General features: G+C 73.7%; 21 protein-coding genes and 1 tRNA gene. 12 read left to right on the top strand and 10 right to left on the bottom strand.

The window, feature by feature from the left end:
- A complete protein-coding gene (argS, locus tag Q2K19_RS16565) occupies positions 1-1,665 on the bottom strand; it encodes an arginine--tRNA ligase (RefSeq protein WP_302772068.1) in 1,665 nt (554 codons plus the stop codon).
- A gap of 97 nt (positions 1,666-1,762) precedes the next feature.
- On the opposite strand from argS, the gene Q2K19_RS16560 reads away from it, so the two are divergent.
- The 4 genes from Q2K19_RS16560 (at position 1,763) to Q2K19_RS16545 (ending at position 4,276) form a co-directional block, all read left to right on the top strand.
- Positions 1,763-2,578, top strand: coding sequence for a DUF3105 domain-containing protein (locus Q2K19_RS16560; protein WP_302772066.1), 816 nt, complete (start codon positions 1,763-1,765; stop codon positions 2,576-2,578).
- Between the two features lie 10 nt (positions 2,579-2,588).
- Entirely contained in the window at positions 2,589-3,260 is a 672-nt protein-coding gene (locus tag Q2K19_RS16555; protein ID WP_302772065.1) for a DUF305 domain-containing protein, read from the top strand.
- A gap of 175 nt (positions 3,261-3,435) precedes the next feature.
- Positions 3,436-4,131 (top strand): winged helix-turn-helix domain-containing protein, encoded by a 696-nt coding sequence (locus tag Q2K19_RS16550; protein WP_302772550.1) that lies wholly within the window; start codon positions 3,436-3,438, stop codon positions 4,129-4,131.
- A gap of 73 nt (positions 4,132-4,204) precedes the next feature.
- A tRNA-Arg gene (locus Q2K19_RS16545) sits at positions 4,205-4,276 on the top strand.
- A gap of 124 nt (positions 4,277-4,400) precedes the next feature.
- On the opposite strand, the gene ligD is transcribed toward Q2K19_RS16545, so the two are convergent.
- Genes ligD through Q2K19_RS16530 form a run of 3 tightly spaced genes read right to left on the bottom strand, consistent with a single transcriptional unit; the run spans position 4,401 to position 6,682 of the window.
- Entirely contained in the window at positions 4,401-5,360 is a 960-nt protein-coding gene (gene ligD, locus Q2K19_RS16540; protein WP_302772064.1) for a non-homologous end-joining DNA ligase, read from the bottom strand.
- 57 nt (positions 5,361-5,417) lie between these two features.
- The gene (locus Q2K19_RS16535; RefSeq protein WP_302772063.1) at positions 5,418-5,897 is read right to left on the bottom strand and encodes a cupin domain-containing protein; all 480 of its coding nucleotides are present in this window, start codon (positions 5,895-5,897) and stop codon (positions 5,418-5,420) included.
- A complete protein-coding gene (locus tag Q2K19_RS16530; protein ID WP_302772062.1) occupies positions 5,894-6,682 on the bottom strand; it encodes an isocitrate lyase/PEP mutase family protein in 789 nt (262 codons plus the stop codon). The genes Q2K19_RS16535 and Q2K19_RS16530 overlap by 4 nt, the downstream gene beginning before the upstream one ends.
- Before the next feature lie 46 nt (positions 6,683-6,728).
- Here Q2K19_RS16530 and pdxR point away from each other — a divergent pair, with 46 nt between their 5' ends.
- A complete protein-coding gene (gene pdxR, locus Q2K19_RS16525; protein ID WP_302772060.1) occupies positions 6,729-8,135 on the top strand; it encodes a MocR-like pyridoxine biosynthesis transcription factor PdxR in 1,407 nt (468 codons plus the stop codon).
- Positions 8,136-8,219: 84 nt separating this feature from the next.
- On the opposite strand, the gene Q2K19_RS16520 is transcribed toward pdxR, so the two are convergent.
- Complete coding sequence (locus tag Q2K19_RS16520) at positions 8,220-9,659, bottom strand: MFS transporter (RefSeq protein ID WP_302772058.1); 1,440 nt, start codon at positions 9,657-9,659, stop codon at positions 8,220-8,222.
- A 79-nt stretch (positions 9,660-9,738) separates the two neighbouring features.
- Between Q2K19_RS16520 and Q2K19_RS16515 the strand changes: the two genes are divergently transcribed.
- The 3 genes from Q2K19_RS16515 to Q2K19_RS16505 all read left to right on the top strand — a co-directional run bounded on the left by Q2K19_RS16515 (position 9,739) and on the right by Q2K19_RS16505 (position 12,966).
- Positions 9,739-10,131: a winged helix-turn-helix transcriptional regulator gene (locus tag Q2K19_RS16515; protein WP_302772057.1), complete on the top strand. Its 393-nt coding sequence runs from the start codon at positions 9,739-9,741 to the stop codon at positions 10,129-10,131.
- 80 nt (positions 10,132-10,211) lie between these two features.
- Positions 10,212-10,757: a TetR/AcrR family transcriptional regulator gene (locus Q2K19_RS16510; RefSeq protein WP_302772055.1), complete on the top strand. Its 546-nt coding sequence runs from the start codon at positions 10,212-10,214 to the stop codon at positions 10,755-10,757.
- 34 nt (positions 10,758-10,791) lie between these two features.
- Entirely contained in the window at positions 10,792-12,966 is a 2,175-nt protein-coding gene (locus Q2K19_RS16505) for an MMPL family transporter (protein ID WP_302772054.1), read from the top strand.
- Between the two features lie 62 nt (positions 12,967-13,028).
- Here the strand turns inward: Q2K19_RS16505 and Q2K19_RS16500 are convergent, their stop codons facing one another.
- Complete coding sequence (locus Q2K19_RS16500) at positions 13,029-14,285, bottom strand: erythromycin esterase family protein (protein ID WP_302772051.1); 1,257 nt, start codon at positions 14,283-14,285, stop codon at positions 13,029-13,031.
- 91 nt (positions 14,286-14,376) lie between these two features.
- Between Q2K19_RS16500 and Q2K19_RS16495 the strand changes: the two genes are divergently transcribed.
- Complete coding sequence (locus tag Q2K19_RS16495; RefSeq protein ID WP_302772049.1) at positions 14,377-14,568, top strand: DUF2795 domain-containing protein; 192 nt, start codon at positions 14,377-14,379, stop codon at positions 14,566-14,568.
- 24 nt (positions 14,569-14,592) lie between these two features.
- Here Q2K19_RS16495 and erm read toward each other — a convergent pair whose 3' ends face one another.
- Together erm and Q2K19_RS16485 are read right to left on the bottom strand one after the other, a co-directional pair.
- The gene (gene erm, locus Q2K19_RS16490; protein ID WP_302772047.1) at positions 14,593-15,423 is read right to left on the bottom strand and encodes an ErmE/ErmH/ErmO/ErmR family 23S rRNA (adenine(2058)-N(6))-methyltransferase; all 831 of its coding nucleotides are present in this window, start codon (positions 15,421-15,423) and stop codon (positions 14,593-14,595) included.
- A gap of 347 nt (positions 15,424-15,770) precedes the next feature.
- Positions 15,771-16,670: a Gfo/Idh/MocA family protein gene (locus Q2K19_RS16485; protein ID WP_302772547.1), complete on the bottom strand. Its 900-nt coding sequence runs from the start codon at positions 16,668-16,670 to the stop codon at positions 15,771-15,773.
- 134 nt (positions 16,671-16,804) lie between these two features.
- Between Q2K19_RS16485 and Q2K19_RS16480 the strand changes: the two genes are divergently transcribed.
- Positions 16,805-17,224, top strand: coding sequence for a hypothetical protein (locus tag Q2K19_RS16480; RefSeq protein ID WP_302772046.1), 420 nt, complete (start codon positions 16,805-16,807; stop codon positions 17,222-17,224).
- Positions 17,217-17,633: a hypothetical protein gene (locus Q2K19_RS16475; protein ID WP_302772044.1), complete on the top strand. Its 417-nt coding sequence runs from the start codon at positions 17,217-17,219 to the stop codon at positions 17,631-17,633. Before Q2K19_RS16480 ends, Q2K19_RS16475 begins: the two co-directional genes overlap by 8 nt.
- A 65-nt stretch (positions 17,634-17,698) precedes the next feature.
- Here the strand turns inward: Q2K19_RS16475 and fabG are convergent, their stop codons facing one another.
- Entirely contained in the window at positions 17,699-18,457 is a 759-nt protein-coding gene (gene fabG / locus Q2K19_RS16470; RefSeq protein ID WP_302772043.1) for a 3-oxoacyl-ACP reductase FabG, read from the bottom strand.
- Positions 18,458-18,512: 55 nt separating this feature from the next.
- Positions 18,513-20,165, bottom strand: a complete 1,653-nt coding sequence (locus Q2K19_RS16465; RefSeq protein ID WP_302772042.1) for an alpha-amylase family protein — start codon at positions 20,163-20,165, stop codon at positions 18,513-18,515.
- Positions 20,166-20,248: 83 nt separating this feature from the next.
- Here Q2K19_RS16465 and Q2K19_RS16460 point away from each other — a divergent pair, with 83 nt between their 5' ends.
- The gene (locus tag Q2K19_RS16460; protein WP_302772041.1) at positions 20,249-20,848 is read left to right on the top strand and encodes a DUF1349 domain-containing protein; all 600 of its coding nucleotides are present in this window, start codon (positions 20,249-20,251) and stop codon (positions 20,846-20,848) included.
- Positions 20,849-20,892 lie beyond the last annotated feature (44 nt).

The following is a 20,892-nucleotide window of genomic DNA, read 5'->3' as shown; positions in this document are numbered from 1 at the left end:
TTACATCCTCTCCGGGGCGGAGACGCCGAGCAGGTGCAGGCCGTTGGCGATGACCACCCGGGTCGCGTCGTTGAGCCAGAGCCGGGCCCGGTGCAGGTCGGTGATCTCCTCGTCGCCGCGCGGCAGGATCCGGCAGTTGTCGTAGAACCGGTGGTACGCCCCGGCCAGCCGCTCCAGGTAGCGGGCGACCAGGTGCGGCCCGCGCAGCTCGGCCGCCGAGGAGACCACGGCGGGGAACTCGGCGAGCGCCTTGAGCAGCTCGTTCTCCTTCTCGTGGGAGAGCAGCTCGGCGTGGAAGTCGGCGGCGTCGCCCCGGGTCAGCCCGACCTCGGCGGCGTTGCGCCCGACGCTGGCCGTCCGGGCGGCGACGTACTGCACGTAGTAGACCGGGTTGTCGCGGGTGGCCCGGGTCCACAGCTCGACGTCGATGTCGATCGGCGAGTCGCTGGAGTAGCGGGCCAGCGCGTAGCGGGCGGCGTCCACGCCGATCGCGTCGACCAGGTCCTCCAGGGTGACCACGGTGCCGGCCCGCTTGCTCATCCGCACCGGGGCACCGTCGCGGAGCAGGTTGACCAGCTGGCCGATGAGGATCTCCAGGTTGTGGTCCGGGTCGTCGCCGAAGCAGGCCGCCATCGCCTTCATCCGGCCGATGTAGCCGTGGTGGTCGGCGCCCAGCATGATCACGACGCGCTCGAAGCCGCGCTCGCGCTTGTCCAGGTAGTAGGCGCAGTCGGCGGCGAAGTAGGTCCACTCGCCGTTGGACTTGCGCAGCACCCGGTCCTTGTCGTCGCCGAAGTCGGTGGTGCGCAGCCAGGTCGCGCCCTCGGACTCGTAGAGGTGCCCCTGCTCCCGCAGCCGGTCGAGCGCCTTGTCCAGCTCGCCCCGGTCGTGCAGGTCCTTCTCGTTGAAGTAGGTGTCGAACTCCACGCCGAAGTCGCGCAGCGACGACTTGATCTCGGCGAACATCAGCTCGACGCCCTCGACCCGGAACACCTCCTGGGCGGCGGCCTCGGGCAGGTCCAGCACCTCGGGCCGGCGCTTGACCACCTCGGCGGCGATCTCCGCGATGTACGCGCCGCCGTAGCCGTCCTCCGGGGCCGGCTCGCCCTTGGCCGCGGCGAGCAGCGAGCGGGCGAACCGGTCGATCTGGGAGCCGGCGTCGTTGAAGTAGTACTCCGTGCCGACGTCGGCGCCGGTGGCCCGGAGCAGCCGGCTGAGCGCGTCGCCCACGGCCGCCCAGCGGACCCCGCCGATGTGCACCGGGCCGGTCGGGTTCGCCGACACGAACTCCAGGTTGATCTTCTGGCCGGCGAGGGCGTCGCTGCGGCCGTACTCCGGGCCGGCCTCGACGATGACCTTGGCGAGCTGGCCGGCGGCGGCCGCGTCGAGCCGGATGTTCAGGAAGCCGGGGCCGGCGATCTCCACCGACTTGATCCCCTGGGCCCTGCCGAGCTGCTCGGCCAGCGCGGCGGCCAACTCCCGCGGGGGTACGCCCACCTTCTTGCTGAGCTGCAGCGCCAGCGTCGAGGCGTAGTCGCCGTGCTCGGAGTTGCGAGGTCGCTCGACCGTGGTCTGCGCGGGCAGCGCGGAGCGGTCCAGGCCCCGATCTTCGAAGACGGCGTGGGCTGCGGAGAGGACGACCTCGGCGAGTTCTGCGGGAGTCACCGAACCATGTTATCGGGGGTAGACTCGGTCCCCGCGGCGGCGACCAGCATGTGAACCTGCCCCGCGGCTCCCTGACCGACCGACCTGACGAGGCACGATGAGCATCAGCACCCCGGGCGGCCCGGAGCGCCGCCCGACCGTGGTCAGCACCGGCAAGAAGCCGGCCGCCGGCCGGCCGGCCGCTGCCGACAAGCCCGCCGGTGGCAAGGCCGGCAAGGGCACCCCGCGCCAGACCGCCGGAGGCAAGGGCCGCAAGCCGGTCGCCCCGGTCAAGGTCAGCCAGGGTCGGTCCTGGGGTCCGATCGCACTCTTCGTCGCCGTCGGCGTGCTGGCCGCCGGCATCATCGGCTACGGCGCCTGGGCGGCGTACAAGGGCTCCCAGCCGTGGCAGGACCGGGCCGACGCGATCAGCGGCGTGGTCGACTTCCGCAAGAAGGACAAGGGCCTGGTCCAGGGCGGCCAGCACCAGCAGGGCACGATCAAGTACGACGTGCTGCCGCCGGTGGCCGGCCCGCACAACCCGGCCTGGCAGAACTGCATGGGTGACGTCTACGACGCCCCGATCGCCAACGAGCACGCGGTGCACAGCCTGGAGCACGGCACGGTCTGGATCACCTACCGCCCCGACCTGCCGGCCGACCAGGTGGCGAAGCTCAAGGCCAAGGTCCAGGGCAAGGAGAAGCTGATGCTCAGCCCGTTCGACGGGCTGGACAAGCCGATCTCGCTGCAGGCCTGGGGCTTCCAGCTCAAGGTCGACAACGCCGACGACAGCCGGATCGACGAGTTCATCAAGACCCTGCGGGTGAACGCCTCCGTCGAGGGCCCGAACGCCAACTGTGCCCAGGGCGTCACCGCGACCGGCACCACCCCGCGTGACCTGGGCAACCAGATGGACCAGCCGGTCCAGCAGTGAGGACGCCGCGATGACCGCTCCCGTGACGATGGACACCGACCTGGACGAGGCGCCGGCCACCGAGGGTGGCCGGCGGCCCGCGCGCCGGTTCGGCCTGCTGGCCGTGGCCGTCGCCGTCGTGGTCGGTCTCCTCCTCGGGTACGCGGGCGGCCTGCTCACCCCGACCTTCACCCGCCCGGGCGACAACTCGCCGGAGGCGGGCTTCGCCCGGGACATGAGCACCCACCACGCCCAGGCGGTCGAGATGGGGCTGATGGCCTTCCAGCAGGGCCAGGACCCGGAGGTACGGCAGATCGGCGGCGACATCGCCACCGGCCAGCAGGGTGAGATCGGCACCATGCAGACCTGGCTGCGGTCGTGGCACCTGGACCCGACCGGCGACCAGCCGCCGATGGCCTGGATGCCGGACGGCGCCGGCCTGGTCACGAACGGCCTGATGCCCGGCATGGCCACACCCGACGAGATGGCCAAGCTGCGGGCCGCCCACGGGCACGACTTCGACGTGCTCTTCCTGCAGATGATGATCAAGCACCACCTCGGCGGCATCCACATGATCCAGGGCGTCCTCGACGAGGGGCACGACCAGGACGTGCTGGCGGTCGCCCAGGTCATGAAGAACACCCAGCAGACGGATCTGACCAACCTCCAGGCCGCGCTCAAGCGGCTGGGCGGCGCTGCGTAACACCTGCTCCGGAAGGGCCCGCGTCGTGCGCGACGCGGGCCCTTCCGCGTCCCCGGAACCTCCTGTCCGGTATGCCGCTTTATAACGGTTTGGGTATTCCAACCTATTGAGCGGCTTGGAGACTTTTCTCCCCACATATCGTGACCAGTTGCGATTCGGGCTCGTTGCGCAGGGCGTGGGGGTTGCACTCAGAGACGCAGGGCGGTCGGTGACCAGTTGGTGCCGGCGCCACACCATCGGCGGTGACGGGGCGGTGGCAGCCGTCCGTCGCGGACTCCGGCAGGGCGAGTCGGGAACGCTCAGCCGCGAACAGGAACTCGAACTGATCGACGGCCTGCGGGGCGTCCACCCCGACGAGTTGGGCCTGGACGAGGAGCTCTGGACGCGACAGAGCCTGACCACCCTCATCCAGCGCCGGTTCGACCTGACGATGGACGCCGGCACGGTCGGGGCGTACCTGCGGGCCTGGGGGTTGGGCCCGCGGGAGCCCCGCGAGCGGGCCTGCGGGCTCTGCGTCGGCGCGGTCGAGCGCTGGGTCCGCAGCGAGTACCCGTCGATCACGCGGGCCGCGCAGGAGCACGCCGCGGAGGTCTACTGGATCGGCCGGGTACGCCTGCGCGGCACCATGCCGGCGGCGGACGTGATCTCGGCGGTCTCGTCCCGCGGCCGGGTGCGCTTCATGATCACCACGCCGTCGGTCGACCCGCCGCTCCCCCGCGACTTCGTGCTGCGGCTCAGCGGCGGCGAGGAGCGGACCGTGCACCTGATCGTGGACGGCTCCTGGCCCCGTAACGAATGGCCCCGCCGCCTGCCGCGCCGGATCGTCCTGCACCCGCTGCCCAGCTGCGGCCGCCCGGTGGCCGCCGCCTGACCCGCCGAAGATCGCGCGGGGTGGCCGATTCGGTGATCTGGGAAGGGGTTTGCTACTCTTCTCGGGTCGCTGAGCCCCCGTAGCTCAGGGGATAGAGCACCGCCCTCCGGAGGCGGGGGCGCAGGTTCGAATCCTGCCGGGGGCACAGACACGCGAGAGCCCGGGCCGAACGGTCCGGGCTCTCGCGCATCCGGGGGGCGGTCCCCACGGCCCGGACAGCACCCTCGCCGGTCGGAGCACCGTCACCGAGCCCCGCTGAACCCCGCCGGTCAGCCGGCCTGCCGCCGGGCCCGGGCCCGGCGCTTGCCCTCGTGCATGGCCTGCACCCGGGCGACCGGGATGGTCCGCCCCTCGGCGACCAGGTCGGCCGGGAGGCGCTGCGGGGCCGGCAGCGCCTCGGCCCACGGGTCCCGGTCGCCGAGCAGCCCCGGCACCGTCCGCACGGTGAACTCGGCCGGCGTCACCGACTCCACGTCGGCCCAGCCGACCGGGTACGACACCGGGGTGCCGGGCCGGATCCGCGGGCTGTAGGCGGCCACCACCGTCGCGCCGTACGACCGGGTGGAGTCGACGAAGACCCGGCCGCCCCGGTCCTCGACGATGAACGCGGTGGTGGCCAGCGCCGGGTCGAGCCGTTCGGCATGGACGGCGAGGGCCCGGGTCGCGGCGGCCGCCTCCTCGGCGGTGGTCGCCGGATCCACCGGCACGATCACGTGCACACCCTTGGCGCCGCTCGTCTTCACCGCCCCGGCCAGCCCGGCGTCGGCGAGCGCCTGCCGGACCAGCAGCGCGGCCTGCACCGCCATGCCGAAGGAGTCGCCCGGTGGCGGGTCCAGGTCGAGCACCAGGTGCGTCGGGTGCTCGGGGTCGCCCGCGCGGCCGAGCGTCGGGTGGTACTCCACGGCCCGCTGGTTGGCGAACCAGAGCAGGGTGCGCCGGTCGTCGCAGAGGGCGTACGAGATGCGCCGGTGCGACGCCTCCGCCCAGACCTCGGTGCGGCGCACCCAGTCCGGGGTGTACTTCGGCAGGTTCTTCTGCATGAACGGGTCCTGGCCGGGCCGGACCCGGATCACCGACAGCGGCCGGTCGCGCAGCTCCGGCAGGATCCGCTCGTGCACGGCGTCCAGGTAGTCGACCAGGTCGCGCTTGGTCGCCCCGGCCCCGTCGAAGAGCGGTTGGTCCAGATTGGTCAGCGACACCCCGTCCCGGGTCTCGTCAGCGGCACCCATCCGCTCACCTTCCCGGTCCGCGGGCGCGCCAGCAACCCGACACGGCCACCGCGGGAGTCAGATCCAGAACGTGTCGTGCCGCAGGAAGAACTCCGTCCGCTCCTCCTCGGTCCTGTCGGCCAGGTCCGGCAGGCCCTCGAAGTAGCCCTCCCGGGGCGCGCCGGGGGCGAAGTGCAGCAGCATCGAGGCCGGCTCGCCGGACTCGTTGCGGAACGCGTGGACGCCACCCTCGGGAACGTGCACGAAGTCGCCGGGCACGGTGTCGATCCACCGCCGCCCGTCGTAGATGCGTACGGTGCCGGACAGGATGAAGAACGACTCCGAGATGGACCGGTGGAAGTGCGGATCCGGGCCGCTCGGCCGCGGCCCCATCTCCCAGCGGTAGAGCCCGAACTGCCCGTTCGTCGACGCGCCGGTGGCCAGGTAGTGCGCCGTACCACCGCTCGGATAGACCAGCTCCGGGGGCTGGTCGGCCGGGCGGTAGGTGGCGGTCGGCTCGCCGACGTCTCCTGAGTAGCGCGGCGGTGGGTAGGTCACCCTGCCTCCCCTCCGGTCGGGAACACCTCCTCGCCCGCCCGGATCGCGGCGAGCATCTCGACGGTACGGGCGCGCGCGGCCTCGTACAGCCCCGAACCGAAGCTGATCCGGGCCACCCCGAGCCCGGCCAGCTCGGCCAGGGCTGGCGCGCCGGGGCGGGCGAACACGTTGACCGGGGCGTCCACCTCGGTCACCAGGGTCCGGATCGCCGCCGGGTCGGCCAGCACGATCGGGTAGACGCAGTCCGCCCCGGCCGCCCGGTAGCGCCGGGCCCGGTGGACCGCCTCGGCGAGCCGTCCCTCCGGCGGCCCGTACGCCCGCAGGTGCACGTCGACCCGAGCGTTGAGCACCAGGTCCACCCCGGCCTCCCGGGCCGCCGCCCGGATCCCGGCGAGCAGGTCGGCCTGCTCCTCGCGGTCGCGCAGCTCCCGGGTGCGCGGGTCGGAGTCCTCGATGTTGCAGCCGACCGCGCCGGCCGCCAGCAGCCGCTCGACCAGCTCGGCCGGGCGCAACCCGTACCCCCGTTCCAGGTCGGCGGTGACCGGTACGGGCACGGCGGCGGCGATCCGGGCGACCGCGGCGAACATCTCGGCCGCCGGGGTGGCCTCGTTGTCGGCGTGGCCCAGCGCCTCGGCCACCGCGCCGCTGCTGGTGGCGACGGCCGGGAAGCCGGCCGCGACCACGGCCTGGGCGGATCCGGGGTCCCAGGCGTTGGGCAGGATCAGCGGATCTCCGGGGCGGTGCAGCGCGCGCAGCGCGGCGGCCCGCCGGCTCAGCTCGGTCATGCGGCGATTCTCGTCGCGTCGGCGGTCCACCCTAAGCTCCAATTCCATGCCGATGGACTGGGCCGATTTCGGCGTCGACCTGCACCTGGAGCTGGACCCGAGCGGCGGCCGGCGGGCCGGGCTGGAACGCGCCCTGCGGGACGCCATCCGCGACGGCCGGCTGCCGCCGGCCACCCGGCTGCCCGCCACCCGCGCCCTCGCCGCCGAGCTGGGCCTGTCCCGGGGCACGGTCAGCGCCGCCTACGACCAGTTGGTCGCCGAGGGCTGGCTGGTGGCCCGGATCGGCGCCGGCACCGAGGTCAGCCCACTGCGCCGGGTCGCCCCGCCGCCGGCAGCGCCACCGCCCGGCCCCACCCACCACCGGTACGACCTGCGGCCCGGCAGCCCCGACGTCGGGCTCTTCCCGGTCACCGCCTGGCTGCGGGCCACCCGGCGAGCGCTGGCCGTGGTTGGTGCGGACGCGTACGGCTACGGCGACCCGCGCGGCCGGCCCGAGCTGCGCGCCGCGCTCGCCGGCTATCTGGGGCGGGCCCGGGGCGTGCTCGCCGATCCGGAGCGGATCGTCATCACCACCGGGTATGTGCAGGCGCTGGTGCTGCTCACCACCGTGCTCCGCGACGGCGGCACGCCCGCGGTGGCGATGGAGGACCCCGGGCTGACCTTCCACCGGGAGGTGGTCCGCCGGCACGGCGGGACGGTGCGGCCGTTGCCGGTGGACGAGCGGGGCGCCCGCACCGACCTGCTCGGCGCCGGCGCCCTGGCGGGGGTGGGCGCCGCGGTGGTGACCCCGGCGCACCAGTACCCCACCGGGGTGACCCTGCACCCGTCGCGCCGGCACGCGCTGACCGACTGGGCGCGGAGCACCGGTGGCCTGGTGATCGAGGACGACTACGACGGCGAGTTCCGGTACGACCGCCAGCCGGTCGGCGCGGTCCAGGGGACGGCCCCCGAGCAGGTCGCGTACGTGGGCACGGCGGCGAAGACGCTCGGGCCGGCGCTGCGCCTGGCCTGGGTGGTGCTGCCGGCCCGGCTGGTGGATCCGGTGGTCGACGCCAAGCGCCACCTCGACCTGCACACCGAGACGATCGGTCAGCTCGCCCTCGCCGACCTGATCACCACGCACGGCTACGACCGGCAGATCCGGACGGTCCGGCGGCGCTACCGGCAGCGCCGGGACCTGCTGCTGGCCCGGCTGGCGGCGTCGTCCACCCTGGGCGGGATCTCGGCCGGCCTGCACGCCACCGTGCCCCTGCGACCGGGCGGCCCGGGCGAGGCGGAGGTGCTGGCCGCGGCCGCCGCGCACGGGCTGGCCCTGAGCGGGCTCACCGAGCACCATCACGAACCGGCTGGGCAGTCGCCCGGCCTGGTGATCGGGTACGCCCGCCCACCCGCGCACGCCTACCCGGCCGCCCTGGACCTGCTGGCCCGGGTGCTGCCCGGTCCCGATCGCTGACCCGGCCCGATCCGGCGCCGGGGACCGGCACCGCCACGCAGGAAGGCACGGGTTCCGCCGCCGCCCGTCGGCCCCTGCGACGGGTCAGCGGGCCCGTACCGCGCTGGTCGGGACCGGGGTGGGGGCGGAACGGCGGGACCGGCGGGCGGCGAGGAGGGCGAGCAGCAGGGCGGCGGTGACCAGGGTGGCGGCCACCGCGAACGCGGACCGGTAGCCGGCGGCGAGGGCGGCAACGGGGTCCGTGCCGGCGGCGCGGAACATCTCGGTGCGGCTCGCCGCCAGCGTGGCGAGGACGGCCAGGCCGAGCGCCCCGCCGACCTGCTGGGTGGTGTTGGCCAGCCCCGAGGCGAGTCCGGCGTCGGCGGGATCCGCGCCGGCCATGGCCAGGGTGGTGACCGCCGGCAGGGTCAGCCCGCCGGCCACCCCGAAGACCAGCAGCGCCGGCAGCACGTCGCGGGCATAGCCGGCGTTCACCGGGAGCCGGGCGAGCAGCAGGAAGCCGGCCACCGCCAGCGCCAGCCCGCCGACCAGCACCGGCCGGGCGCCGAACCGGGCCACCAGCCGGCCGGCCAGGCCCAGCGAGACCGCCGCGATCACCAGCGGGGTGGGCAGGAAGGCGAAGCCGGTGGTGGCGGGGTCCAGGCCGAGGACGAGTTGCAGGTGCAGCGCGAGGAGGAACTGGAAGCCGAAGTACGCGGCCACCATGAGGAACTGCACCGCGTTGGCGGCGACCAGACCGGGCGCCCGCAGCACCCGGGGCGGCAGCAGCGGGGTGTCCGTGGCCCGCTGCCGGGCCGCGAAGCCGGCCAGCAGCGCCGCGGCGAGCCCGGCCGCGCCGAGGGTGCGCGGCGAGGTCCAGCCGTGCTCTCCGGCGCCGACGATGGCCAGGACGGCGGCCATCAGCCCGGCGGTGGCCAGCGCCGCGCCGAGCAGGTCCAGGCCGGCGCGCAGCCCGACCCCGGGGTCCGGCGCGATCAGCCGCACGGTCGCGGCCAGGATCACCGCCCCGATCGGCAGGTTGATCAGGAAGATCGACCGCCAGCCGGCCAGGTCGGTGAGGACTCCCCCCACGAGCAGGCCGATCGACGCGCCGGCCGCCCCGGTGAAGCTGAACACGGCAATCGCCCGGGCCCGCTCGGCCGCCTCGGGAAAGATCCGCACGATCATGCCGAGGCTGACCGCGGTGCTGAGCGCGCCGCCGACGCCCTGCGCGAACCGGGCGGCGACCAGCGTGGCCGGCCCGGCGGCCACCGTGCAGAGCAGCGAGGCGAGGGTGAACAGGGCGACCCCGGCCAGGAACACGCGCCGCCGGCCGAGCAGGTCGCCGAGCCGCCCGGCGAGCAGGAGCAGGCCGCCGAAGGCCACCAGGTAGGCGTTCACCACCCAGGCCAGCCCGGCGGCCGAGAAGCCGAGGTCGGCCTGGATCGCCGGCAGCGCCACGGCGACGATGCTGCCGTCCAGGATGATCATCAGACTGCCGGCGCAGAGCACCAGCAGCGCGGGCCAGCGGTTGGTCCCCGTCATCGGAGTGCCTCCTTGGTGCACGGTTTGTTACCGAGGCCATCGTCTGTGACCATCAGGCGGAGCGGAAGGAGGCACTTTGGTGTCCCAGGGGAACAGCTGTGTGACCGTGACGGCCCAGCAGGCGCGGGCCTGCACGGTCCGGGAGGCGCTGGACCGGGTCGGTGGGAAGTGGAGCATCGGCATCCTGATCGCCGCCTCGCAGGGGCCGATCCGTTTCACCGAGCTGGAGCGGCAGGTGGAGGGGATCAGCCGGCGGATGCTCACGCTGACCCTGCGCAACCTGGAGCGGGACGGCCTGCTGCACCGGCGCGTCCATCCGACCGTGCCACCGAAGGTCGAGTACACCGCCACCCCGATGGCACTCGAGCTCTACGAGTCGCTGGTCGCGCTGACCGCTTGGGCGGAGCGGCACCGGCAGTCGATCAGCGCGGCCCGGGCCGCGTACGACCGGGAGCACGGCGCGGCGGCCTGAGCAGTGCTGTGGCGAAGGCCACGCAATCCGTCTGACCGATCGGTCAGCTCCTGACCGATCGGTCAGGCATGCTGGAGGACATGGCACGCGCAGTACCCGAGACCCACGACGAGATCCTCGCCGCGGCGGCGCGCCGCTTCGCCGTCACCGGCTACAAGGGCACCTCGCTCCAGGACATCGCCCGCGAGGTGGGCTGCTCCAAGGCCACCGTGCTCTACCACTTCGCCAACAAGGAAGCCCTGCTCTGCGAGCTGATGGCACCCGCCATCGCGATGCTGGAGGCGCTCGACGCCCGGCTCGCCGAGCACGTCGGCGCGGACGCCCAGCGGGTCGCCGCCGAGGGCTTCGTCGACCTGGCGGTGCGCTTCCGCCGGGAGATCGCGCTGCTCCGCGGGGAGTTCCCCGACCTGCTCCAGCAGCCGGCGTTCGCGCACGTCCAGCAGATCTCCGAACGGCTGATCACCGCGTTCGCCGGCCACTCCGACCGCCCGGCGGCGCGGATCGCCGCGCTGGTCGTCCTCGCCGGCATCGCCGAGACCTGCGGCGAGTTCCTCGACATCCCCGACGAGCAGCTGCGGCCCGCGCTGCTCGCCGTGGCGCGCCGCGCGCTCGAGCCCACCACCTGACCCCAGTTCCGACCCCGAGGGCAAAGGAAGGTCCATGGCGACCCTGCTGTACCGGCTCGGCCGGGCATCACTGCGCCGGCGGCGACTCGTCGCCGTCGTCTGGCTCGTCGTACTCGTCGGCCTCGGCGTCGCCGCGGCCACCCTGAAGGGGCCGACGGCCAGCAACTTCACCATGCCGGGCACCGAGTCGCAGCGCGCGATCGACCTGCTCGCCGACCGGTTCCCGGCGGCCAGCGGGGCCACCGGCACCATCGCCGTCAAGGCGCCCCAGGCCGGCCAGCTCCTCACCCCGGAGGGGCAGGCGGTGGTCAAGCAGGTCACCCAGGAGGCGGCCACCCTGCCCGGCGTGGTCGGCGCGGTCGACCCGTACCAGGTGAAGGCGCTGACCCCGGACGGCCGGTACGCCCTGATCCAGGTGCAGTTCTCCGGCCGGGCGGACGACGTGACCGACGCCCAGCGCGACGCGTACGAGAAGGTCGGCGCGCCGGCCGAGGCGCAGGGCTGGCAGATCGCCCCCGGCGGCGAGGTGCTGAACGCCGAGCCGGAGGTCGGCTCGACCGAGGCGCTCGGCGTCCTGGTCGCCGCGATCGTCCTGATCGTCACCTTCGGCTCGCTGGTCGCGGCCGGGATGACCATGCTGAACGCGCTGATCGGCGTCGGCGTCGGCATGGCCGGCCTGTACGCGCTCAGCGGCGCGGTCGAGCTGACCAGCACCGCGCCGATCCTGGCCCTGATGCTCGGCCTGGCGGTCGGCATCGACTACTCGCTCTTCATCACCTCGCGGCACCGGCAGAACCTGCTCGACGGGCACTCCCCGGAGGAGGCGGTCGGCCGGGCCGTCGGCACCGCCGGCTCCGCCGTGGTCTTCGCCGGCGCCACCGTGGTCATCGCGCTGGCCGGCCTGGCGGTGGTGGACATCCCGTTCCTCACCGTGATGGGCCTGGCCGCCGCCGGCACGGTCACCGTGGCCGTGCTGGTGGCGATCACCCTGGCCCCGGCCCTGCTCGGCTTCGCCGGCCGCAAGGTGCTCCCGCGCAAGCTGCGTAACCGGGCGGTGGCGCCCGCCGTGGGCTCGGAGCACCGGTCGGGCTTCGGGTTCCGCTGGGCGCCCTGGGTGACCCGGCTGCGCATCCCGGTGATCCTGGTCGGGCTGCTCGGCCTCGGCCTGCTCGCGATCCCCGCCCAGGACATGCGCCTGGCGCTGCCGGACGCCTCCGCCGCGGCCGAGGGCACCCCGGCCCGGGTCAGCAACGACCTGATCCGGGAGGGCTTCGGCCCCGGCTTCACCGGCCGGCTCGCGGTGGTCGTCACCGCCGACTCGCCGCAGGCCACCCAGGCCGCCGTACCGCAGGTCACCGCGCTGATCCAGAAGACCGACGGGGTGCTGGCGGTGGCCCCGCCGCAGCTCGACCCGACCGGCCGGACCGCGCTGCTCGGGGTCATCCCGAAGACCGGCCCGACCGACGCCGCCACCGAGACGCTGGTGCACGAGATCCGCGACCAGGTCGCCGGGATCAGCAACGCCGACGTGCTGCTGACCGGCGTCACCGCGATCGGCATCGACGTGTCGGAGAAGCTCTCCGCCGCGCTCCCGGTCTACCTGCTGCTGGTCGTCGGCCTGTCGGTGCTCCTGCTGATGCTGGTGTTCCGCTCGATCCTGGTGCCGGTGAAGGCGGCGCTCGGCTTCCTGCTCACCGTCGCGGCCACCTTCGGCATCACCGTGGCGGTCTTCCAGCAGGGCCACCTGGCCGACCTGGTCGGGCTGGACACCCCGGGTCCGCTGGTCAGCTTCCTGCCCATCCTGCTGATCGGCATCCTGTTCGGCCTGGCCATGGACTACGAGGTCTTCCTGGTCTCGCGGATGCGGGAGGACTTCGTGCACGGCGACACCGCCCGGCAGGCCACCATCAACGGGATGGGGCACGGCGCCCGGGTCGTCACCGCCGCCGCGCTCATCATGATCTCGGTGTTCGGCGGCTTCGTCTTCCTGGAAGACCCGGTGATCAAGTCGATGGGCTTCGCGCTCGCGATCGGCGTCGCCATCGACGCCTTCGTGGTCCGGATGACCATCGTCCCGGCGGTGATGTCGCTGCTCAACACCGCCGCCTGGTGGATCCCGCGCTGGCTGGACCGGATCCTGCCCAACGTGGACGTCGAGGGCGAGGGGCTGCGCGCCCACCTCGCCGAGCGCGAGCCCGCCGGGGTGTGATGAAAGGAGGGGTCCCCTGTTAACGCCTCGTGCATAACAAGGGGCCCCTCCTAACACCCCGGTCAGACCCCGGCCGGGTAGGTCTCCATCTCGCCCGGCGCGCTGAACGCCGGCAGCGGGTGCAGCGCGGTCGCCTCGTCACACCAGATGAACCCGTCGTAGCGCGCGGCGAGCCGGGTCGGCACGTAGTTCCCCCAGGACTCGAAGGTCGGCTCGTAGACCACCCCGATGGCCCGGTGGTCGACCTCACCGGTCACCCACTCCGGCTCGTCCGGCCCGCCGAAGACCAGCACCGCGCGCTCCGGCATCAGCTCGTGCAGCCGCCACTCCACCGAGCCCTCCCGGGCCGGCGGCACCACCATGGCCTCGGCGGGCGAACCCCAGCGCGGCGCGGCGATCACCGTGCCCCGGTAGCTGCCCAGGCCGACCAGCACCACCTCGTCCGGTCCGTGCCGCTCCCGGGCCAGCTGTCCGATGTTGACCATCCCGTCCGCCGCCATGTCCGTGGCCCGGGCGTCCCCGACGTGGGTGTTGTGCGCCCAGACGATGCCGCGCGAACCGGGCCCGTACAGATCCAGCAGCCGGTCCAGGGTGTCGGCCATGTGGGTGTCCCGGACGTTCCACGACTCCGGGCCACCGCCGACCATCGCCCGGTAGTAGCGCTCGGCGCCGGCCACCACCTCCGCGTTCTGCCAGGCCGAGAAGCGGTCCGGGCCGTCCGCGGTGGCCTGTTCCCGGGTACGCGCCAGCAGCCGGACCACCTCCTCCTCGCAGCGGGCCGAGACGAACCGGCTGGCCATGCCGTACTCCTCGACCTGTTTGCCGTACGGCTCGAAGCAGCGGTACGCCTCCTGGGCCGCCTCCAGCGCGGCCGGGTCCTCCTCGCCCAGGTAGTCGAAGATCGCCTGCATCGACTCCCACAGCGAGTAGACGTCCAGCCCGTGGAAGCCGGCCCGTTCCCCCTCCGGACGTTCCAGGTTCCACGCCCGCAACCAGCGGCAGAAGCGGGCCACCTCCGCGTTGGCCCACATCCAGGTGGGCCAGCGTTCGAACCGCTCCAGGGCGGCCAGCGGATCGGCCAGCCCGCCGGGGGCGCCCACCACCGAGCGGTGCACCCGGTCGCAGTCCGGCCAGTCCCCCTCCACGGCGATGAAGTCGAAGCCCTGCTCGGCGACGAGCCGCCGGGTCAGTTGCTCACGCAGCCGGTAGTAGTCGTAACTGCCGTGCGTCGCCTCGCCGATCATCACGATCCGGGCGTCCCGGACGCGGTCCAGCAACGGGTCGAAGTCGCTCGGCGCGCCGAGCCGCTGTACCAGCATGCCGGGCGGCTACCCGGGACCCGCCCGGACAAACCGCCGGCCCCACCCGCCCGCCGGGCATGCCGGCGGGCGGAGCGGGTAGCCGGTCGGCATGACCGTGACCGGGGTGCAGTTGCAGGAGTTCCTGGCCGGGCTCGACTACCCGGTCTCCCGGGAGGACCTGATCCGCTGGTACCAGGAGAACGGCGGCAGCACCGAGATGTTGCAGCTGCTCAAGGCGCTCCCGGCGGAGGAGTTCGACAACCCCGCCGAGCTGGCCGATGCGCTGAACACGCTCACCTGAGGCGGGTCGAAGGCCCGGCCCTGGTCACCTGCGGCTCGACGCCGACCGTTGGGCCGGGTCCGCGGCGTGCAGCAGGCGGAACAGCACCAGCCACTGTTCGGGCCAGACCAGACCGACCGGGGTGTCCGGGGCGAGCCGGGCGGCCCGCAGCGCCCCGTCGACCCGGCGGGCCGGGTGGGCGGTGCGCAGCGAGGCCGCGAGGGAGCCGCCGACCCCGCCGAAGCCGAGCTCCACCATCCGCCGGTAGGCGGGCAGCACCCCCGGGGGCAACAGCGGCGTCGGCCGGCGGTCCACGCGGAGGATGCCGCCGTCGACGACGGGCACCGGCCGGAACGCGGCCCGGGGCACCCGCTCGGCCAGCCGCCAGTGGTGCTCGGGCCAGGTGAGCACGGTGAGGCGACTCCAGCGGCCGTGGTCGCCGCTGCGCTTGCGGGCGTAGTCGAGCTGGGTGAGCAGCGTGGCGGACCGCAGCCCGGGCGCGGCGAGGCACCAGCGGACCACGGCGGCGGTGAGCGACCACGGGATGTTGCCGACCACCGCGAACGGCTCGTCGGGCGGGTCGGCGGCGAGGAAGTCGGCCGGCCGGACCCGGACGTGCGGCAGGGCCGCGCAGACCTCGCCCAGCTCGGCCAGGACGGCCGGGTCGACCTCGTACGCGATCAGCCGGCCGCACCGCGCGGCGAGCGGCCGGGTGAGCTGGCCGCGCCCGGCACCCACCTCCAGCAGCAGGTCGTCCGGGCCGGGCCGGGCCGCCCGGACCATCCGCGCGACGGCGGCCGGGTCGGCGAGGAAGTTCTGGGACAGTACGCGACGGGACCGGTCGCGTGCGGTGGTGCGGTGTCGGCGGGGCGCCACGGGGATCGTCCTGTCTGTCGCCGGGCGGCGACGGTACGGACAGGCAGCGCGGAGCGGGCCTGCCCGAGCGAATGGGACTCGGACGACCCTGGAGAGTCGGCGGGGGACGCGATGCGAACGTTCGCCACCGGGCAGCCGGCACCGGCCGGCCCGGTCAGCGGCCGGCGATGCGGATGGTCAGGTCAGGCGCGGTGGGCGGCCCGGCCGGCCAGGGCCGGACGCCGGACACGCGGACGGGCGACCAGGAGGAGCCCTCGCGCGGCCGGCGTGACGGCCACGTCGAGCAGGGCGTGCGTGAACATGCCGGCCAGGCTAGCCGGGGGGCGGCCCGGCTCGCGACGGAATTGTCAGAGGTCGACCGTGCGCCCCTCGGCGCGGGCGGTCTCGGCGGCGTCGAGCACGGCCACCACCTCGCGGCCGAACCGCACGTCGCAGCGGTGGTCGCGGGTGCCCGCCTCGACCTCCTCCAGCAGCTGGTCGATCGCCGTGCCGAAGGCCTGGAGCACGCTGCCGTCGCCCGGCGGGACGGTCTCGGTGCCGTTCTCGCCGAAGAAGACGAAGTCCCGGGTGACCGCCTCGGCCGGCGCGTCGAGGGTGAGCGAGAGCGTGCTGGTGGCGCCGCCGTCGTGGGTGAGCAGCAGGTGGACCAGACCGCTCGGGCCGTTCATCGCGGCGACCCGGGTGACCCGGCCGAGCACCGGCAGGATCAGCGACAGCGCGTGCGGGCCGATGTCCCACAGCGCGCCGTGCTGCCGCCGCCACTCCGAGGTCCCGTACGGATTTCCCGGCTGGTAGATCGAGGCGAACATGGTGGCCCGAGCGTGCTGCCAGCCCCCGGCCGCCGCGGTCGAGGCGAGGAAGCCGGTGATGTTCGGGTGGAACCGTTGGGTGAAGAAGACCACCGAGGCCACCCCGGCCGCCTGCGCGGCGTCGACCACCCGGTCGGCCTCGGCGAGGCTCAGCGCCAGCGGCTTGTCGAGCAGCAGGTGCCGCCCGGCGGCGGCGGCCCGCACGGCGATCTCGGCCTGCACGTCGGGCGGCAGCGCCACGGCGATCGCGTCGCAGGCGCCGAGCAGCGCGTCCACGTCGTCGAAGGCCGGCACCCCGTGCCGCTCGGCCAGTGCCGCCGCCTTCGCGGGGTCCCGTCCCCACACCCCGGCCAGGGTGGCCCGGGGGTGGGCGTCGATGGCCGCGGCGTGCGTCTCCGCCGCCCAGTGACCGGTGCCGAACAAGCCGAACCGCACCACGGACCCCCTGTTGTCGTCCTCCGCCACGGCGTACACCGGTGGCCGTGATCCACGCTAGTCGCACGGCCCGGCCGGCGCGCCGCGACCCCGTGGGAGAGCCGGGCGAGAGTGGCTACTACGACGCTTAGTAGGCTGTGCCGGTGACTGGGACTGCGTCGATCACCAGCGCCGCCGCGGCGGGCTCGCCGGTGGACGGGATCCTCGCGACGGCCGCGATCGTGCTGTCGCTCGTACTCGCGATCTGGGCCCTGGTGGCGGCGGTGCGCCACCGGGCGCCGGACCGGCTCCAGTTCGCCGGCCTGGCCGTGCTGGAGCTGGCGCTGCTCGCGCTCGCCGTGGTGGCGCTGGTCGCGCTCGGCGGCGGGGAGCGGCCGGGCGAGCCGGGGGCCTTCTTCGGCTACCTGGTGACTCTGGTCTGCCTGCCGCCGCTGGCCTGGGTGCTGGCCCGGATGGAGCCGACCCGGTGGGGCTCGGCGATCGTCTGCGCGATCTGCCTGGTCACCCCGGTCGTGGTGGTCCGCTTGCAGCAGACCTGGGAGGTCGTCGGTGGCTGAGACGAGGGCGCCCGAGCGCGCCACCAACAAGGGGCCGGGCCGGCTGCTGATCGCGGTCTACATCCTCTTCGCCATCGCCGCGACCTCGCGGGCCGGGTTGCAGATCGCCACCAAGTTCGACGAGGCGCCGGTGGCGTACCTGCTCTCCGCGGTGGCCGCGCTGATCTACATCGTGGCGGCGGTCGGGCTGGCCCGGGCCGGGCACACCGGTCGCCGGGTCGCGCTGGCCTGCTGCTCGGTGGAGCTGGTCGGGGTGGTCGCGGTCGGCGTCCTCAGCGTCGCCGACAAGGAACTCTTCCCGGACGAGACGGTCTGGTCGGACTTCGGCAGCGGCTACGGCTACATCCCGCTGGTGCTCCCCATGCTCGGCCTCTTCTGGCTCTGGCGCACCCGCCACGACCCCGCCTGACCCGCACCGATGCTGAGGCCCCTCTTTCGGCGGAAAGAGGGGCCGTTCGCGGGAGGGGCGGCGGGTCAGTCCTTGGGGCCGCCGGCGACGTAGATGACCTGACCGGAGACGAAGGACGCGCCCTCGCTGGCCAGGAACGAGATGGTGTGCGCCACGTCCTCCGGCCGGCCGGTGCGGCGGACCGGGATCTCCGCGGCGGCGTGCTGCTGGAGTGCCGCGAAGTCGACCTTCATCCGGGCGGCGGTGGCGGCGGTCATGTCGGTGACGATGAAGCCCGGCGCGACCGCGTTGACGGTCACCCCGAACGGCCCCAGCTCGATGGCAAGGGTCTTGGTGAAGCCCTGCAGGCCGGCCTTGGCGGCGGAGTAGTTGGCCTGGCCCCGGTTGCCCAGCGCGGAGGTGCTGGAGAGGTTGACGATCCGGCCCCACTTCCGCTCGACCATGTGCTTCTGGACCGCCTGGCTGAACAGGAACGCGCCGCGCAGGTGCACACCCATGACCGTGTCCCAGTCCGCGTCGGTCATCTTGAACAGCAGGTTGTCGCGGAGCACCCCGGCGTTGTTGACCAGCACGGTCGGCGCACCCAGCTCGGCGGCGACCCGCTCGACGGCGGCCTCCACCTGGGCCCGGTCGGACACGTCCGCACCGACCCCGAGGGCCCGGCCGCCGGCGGCGGCGATGGCGTCCACGGCCTCCTTGGTCGCCGACTCCTCGATGTCGACCACGGCGACGGCCATGCCGTCGGCCGCCAGCCGGCGGGCGGTGGCCGCGCCGATGCCGCGTGCGGCTCCGGTCACGATGGCGACGCGGGGCTCCTCCGACATGATTACCTCCCGGTAACTTGGGCTCGATCGAAGGAGCTTAACGCCGGGCCCGTCGTCAGGGATGCTGGCCCCGGCAGATCCGGATCCACCGGTAGCCGTACCCGGTGAGCTTGAGCCGGTCCAGCTTGCCGACCTCCTCGTAGTTGCGGTCGGTGAGCACGTCGATCGGCAGGTCCGCCTCGGGGGCGAGGACACTCAGGTCCACCTCGACGTCCTCGGTGCCGAGGTTGTGCAGGAAGACCATCGTCCCCGTCGGCCCGTCGGCCCGGTGCGCGAGCACCCCGGGCGGCATCGGCACGTCGATGTGGCTGGTGCTGCCCGAGCCGATCTCCGGGGCCTCCCGGAGGGTACGGATCATCCGCTCGAACCAGGCCAGCAGCGACCTCGGGTCCTTGCGCTGGGCGGTCACGTTGACCTGCTGGTAGCCGTACTCACCCTTGTCGATCACCGGGCGGACCAGCTTCTCCGGATCCGCCGTCGAGAAGCCCGCGTTCTCCTTGTACGACCACTGCATCGGCGTGCGGATCGCCTCCCGGCCGGGCAACGACAGGTCCTCCCCCATCCCGATCTCCTCGCCGTAGCGCAGCACGGGGGTGCCGCGCAGCGAGAACTGGAGCGCGTACGCGAGTTCCATGCGACGGCGGTCGTTGCCGAGCATCGAGGCCAGCCGGCGGCGGATGCCCCGGCCGTAGAGGCGCATGTCCTCGTCCGGGCCGAACTGCTCGTACACCTGGTTGCGCTGCTCGGCGGTGAGCCGGGACAGGTCGATCTCGTCGTGGTTGCGCAGGAAGGTCGCCCACTGCCCGCCCTCGGGCAGCGCCGGGGTGTCCCGCAGCGCCTCGATCACCGGTTCCGGGTCCTGCCGAGCCAGGGCGAGCATCAGCCGCCCGTTCAGCATGAAGTCGAAGAGCATGTGGATCCGGTTGGCGGAGCCACCGCTGTCGCCGAAGTAGACCGGCAACTGGTCCGGCTCCACGTTCGCCTCGGCCAGCAGGACGGCGTCGCCCCGCCGCCACTGCACGTGCTGGCGCAGCTCGGTGAGGAACTCCAGGTCCTTCGGCGAGTCCGGGTTGCCCGCCTCGGTCAGCTCGATGATGAACGGCACCGCGTCCATCCGGAAGCCGGAGACGCCGAGCTGGAGCCAGAACGACATGACCTTCTTGATCTCGGCCCGGACCTCCGGGTTGGCGACGTTGAGGTCCGGCTGGAACTTGTAGAAGCGGTGGTAGTACCAGGCCTTCGCGGTGCGGTCGTAGCTCCACGTCTCGTTCTGCTCGCCGGGGAAGACCATGCCCTGGTGCCGGTCCGGCGGCGCTTCCTCGCTCCACACGTACCAGTCGCGGTAGGGCGAGTCGGGTGAGGACCGGGCGGACTGGAACCAGGGGTGCTCGTCCGAGGTGTGGTTGACCACCAGGTCGATGATCACGTGAATGCCCTTGTTCCTCGCCTGGTGCAGCAGCTCGGCGAAGTCGCCGAGGGTGCCCAGCCGCGGGCTGACGTTGTAGAAGTCGGTGGCGTCGTAGCCGTCGTCCTTGTTGGGCGACGGGTGGATCGGGTGTAGCCAGAGGCAGGTCACGCCCAGCCGGGCGAGATAGTCCAGCCGGCCGATCAGGCCACGGAAGTCACCCACCCCGTCGCCATTGGAATCCGCGAACGTGTCGACGTCGAGGCAGTAGACGACCGCCTCCTGATACCACCTGTCGCCCATGCCCGCGTTACTTCTCCGGTCCGTCGATCCGGCAAACCCGCCTCGCGCACCCTTGCCCGCCGGACGGTCGGTACGGTGCCGGCATGAGCCTCGACGCGCAGCCGGTCGACTGGTCCGCCGGCAGTTGGTTGAACCCGCCGGAGCGGGCCGACGAGTCCGGTGACGGCCTGCTGGTCGAGCCGCGCGGGGGCAGCGACTTCTGGCGGCGGACCAGCTACGGCTTCGTGCACGACGACGGGTCGGCGCTGCTGGCGCCCTTCCCGACCGGCAGCGCGGTGGAGGTGAGCTTCCGCCTCGACTACGCAGCGCAGTTCGACCAGGCGGGCGTGCTGGTCCGGGTGGACGAGCGGCGCTGGACCAAGGCGGGCGTGGAGGTCAGCGACGGCCGGCCGCAGGTCGGCGCGGTGGTCACCGACGAGGTCTCCGACTGGTCGGTCGCTCCGGTGCCGGAGTGGTCGGGGCGGGAGGTGACCGTCCGGGTCAGCCGGGCCGGTGACGCGCTGACCGTCCGGGCCCGGGCGGACGCCGAGCCGTGGCGGCTGGTCCGGGTCGCCCCGCTGGACCCGGCGGCCGCGGCGTCCGCCGGGCCGTACTGCTGCTCGCCCAGCCGGGGCGGCCTGCTGGTCCGCTTCACCGGTTGGCGGCGGGGGCCGGCGGACGAGGCGCTGCACCCGGCGGGCTGAGTGGGGCCGATCACCGGCAGGTGTGACCGGCCGCCGCCGGGGTA

The organism is Micromonospora sp. NBRC 110009, assembly GCF_030518795.1.
GTDB lineage: Bacteria > Actinomycetota > Actinomycetes > Mycobacteriales > Micromonosporaceae > Micromonospora.
This window is presented reverse-complemented; position numbering and strand designations above follow the sequence as displayed.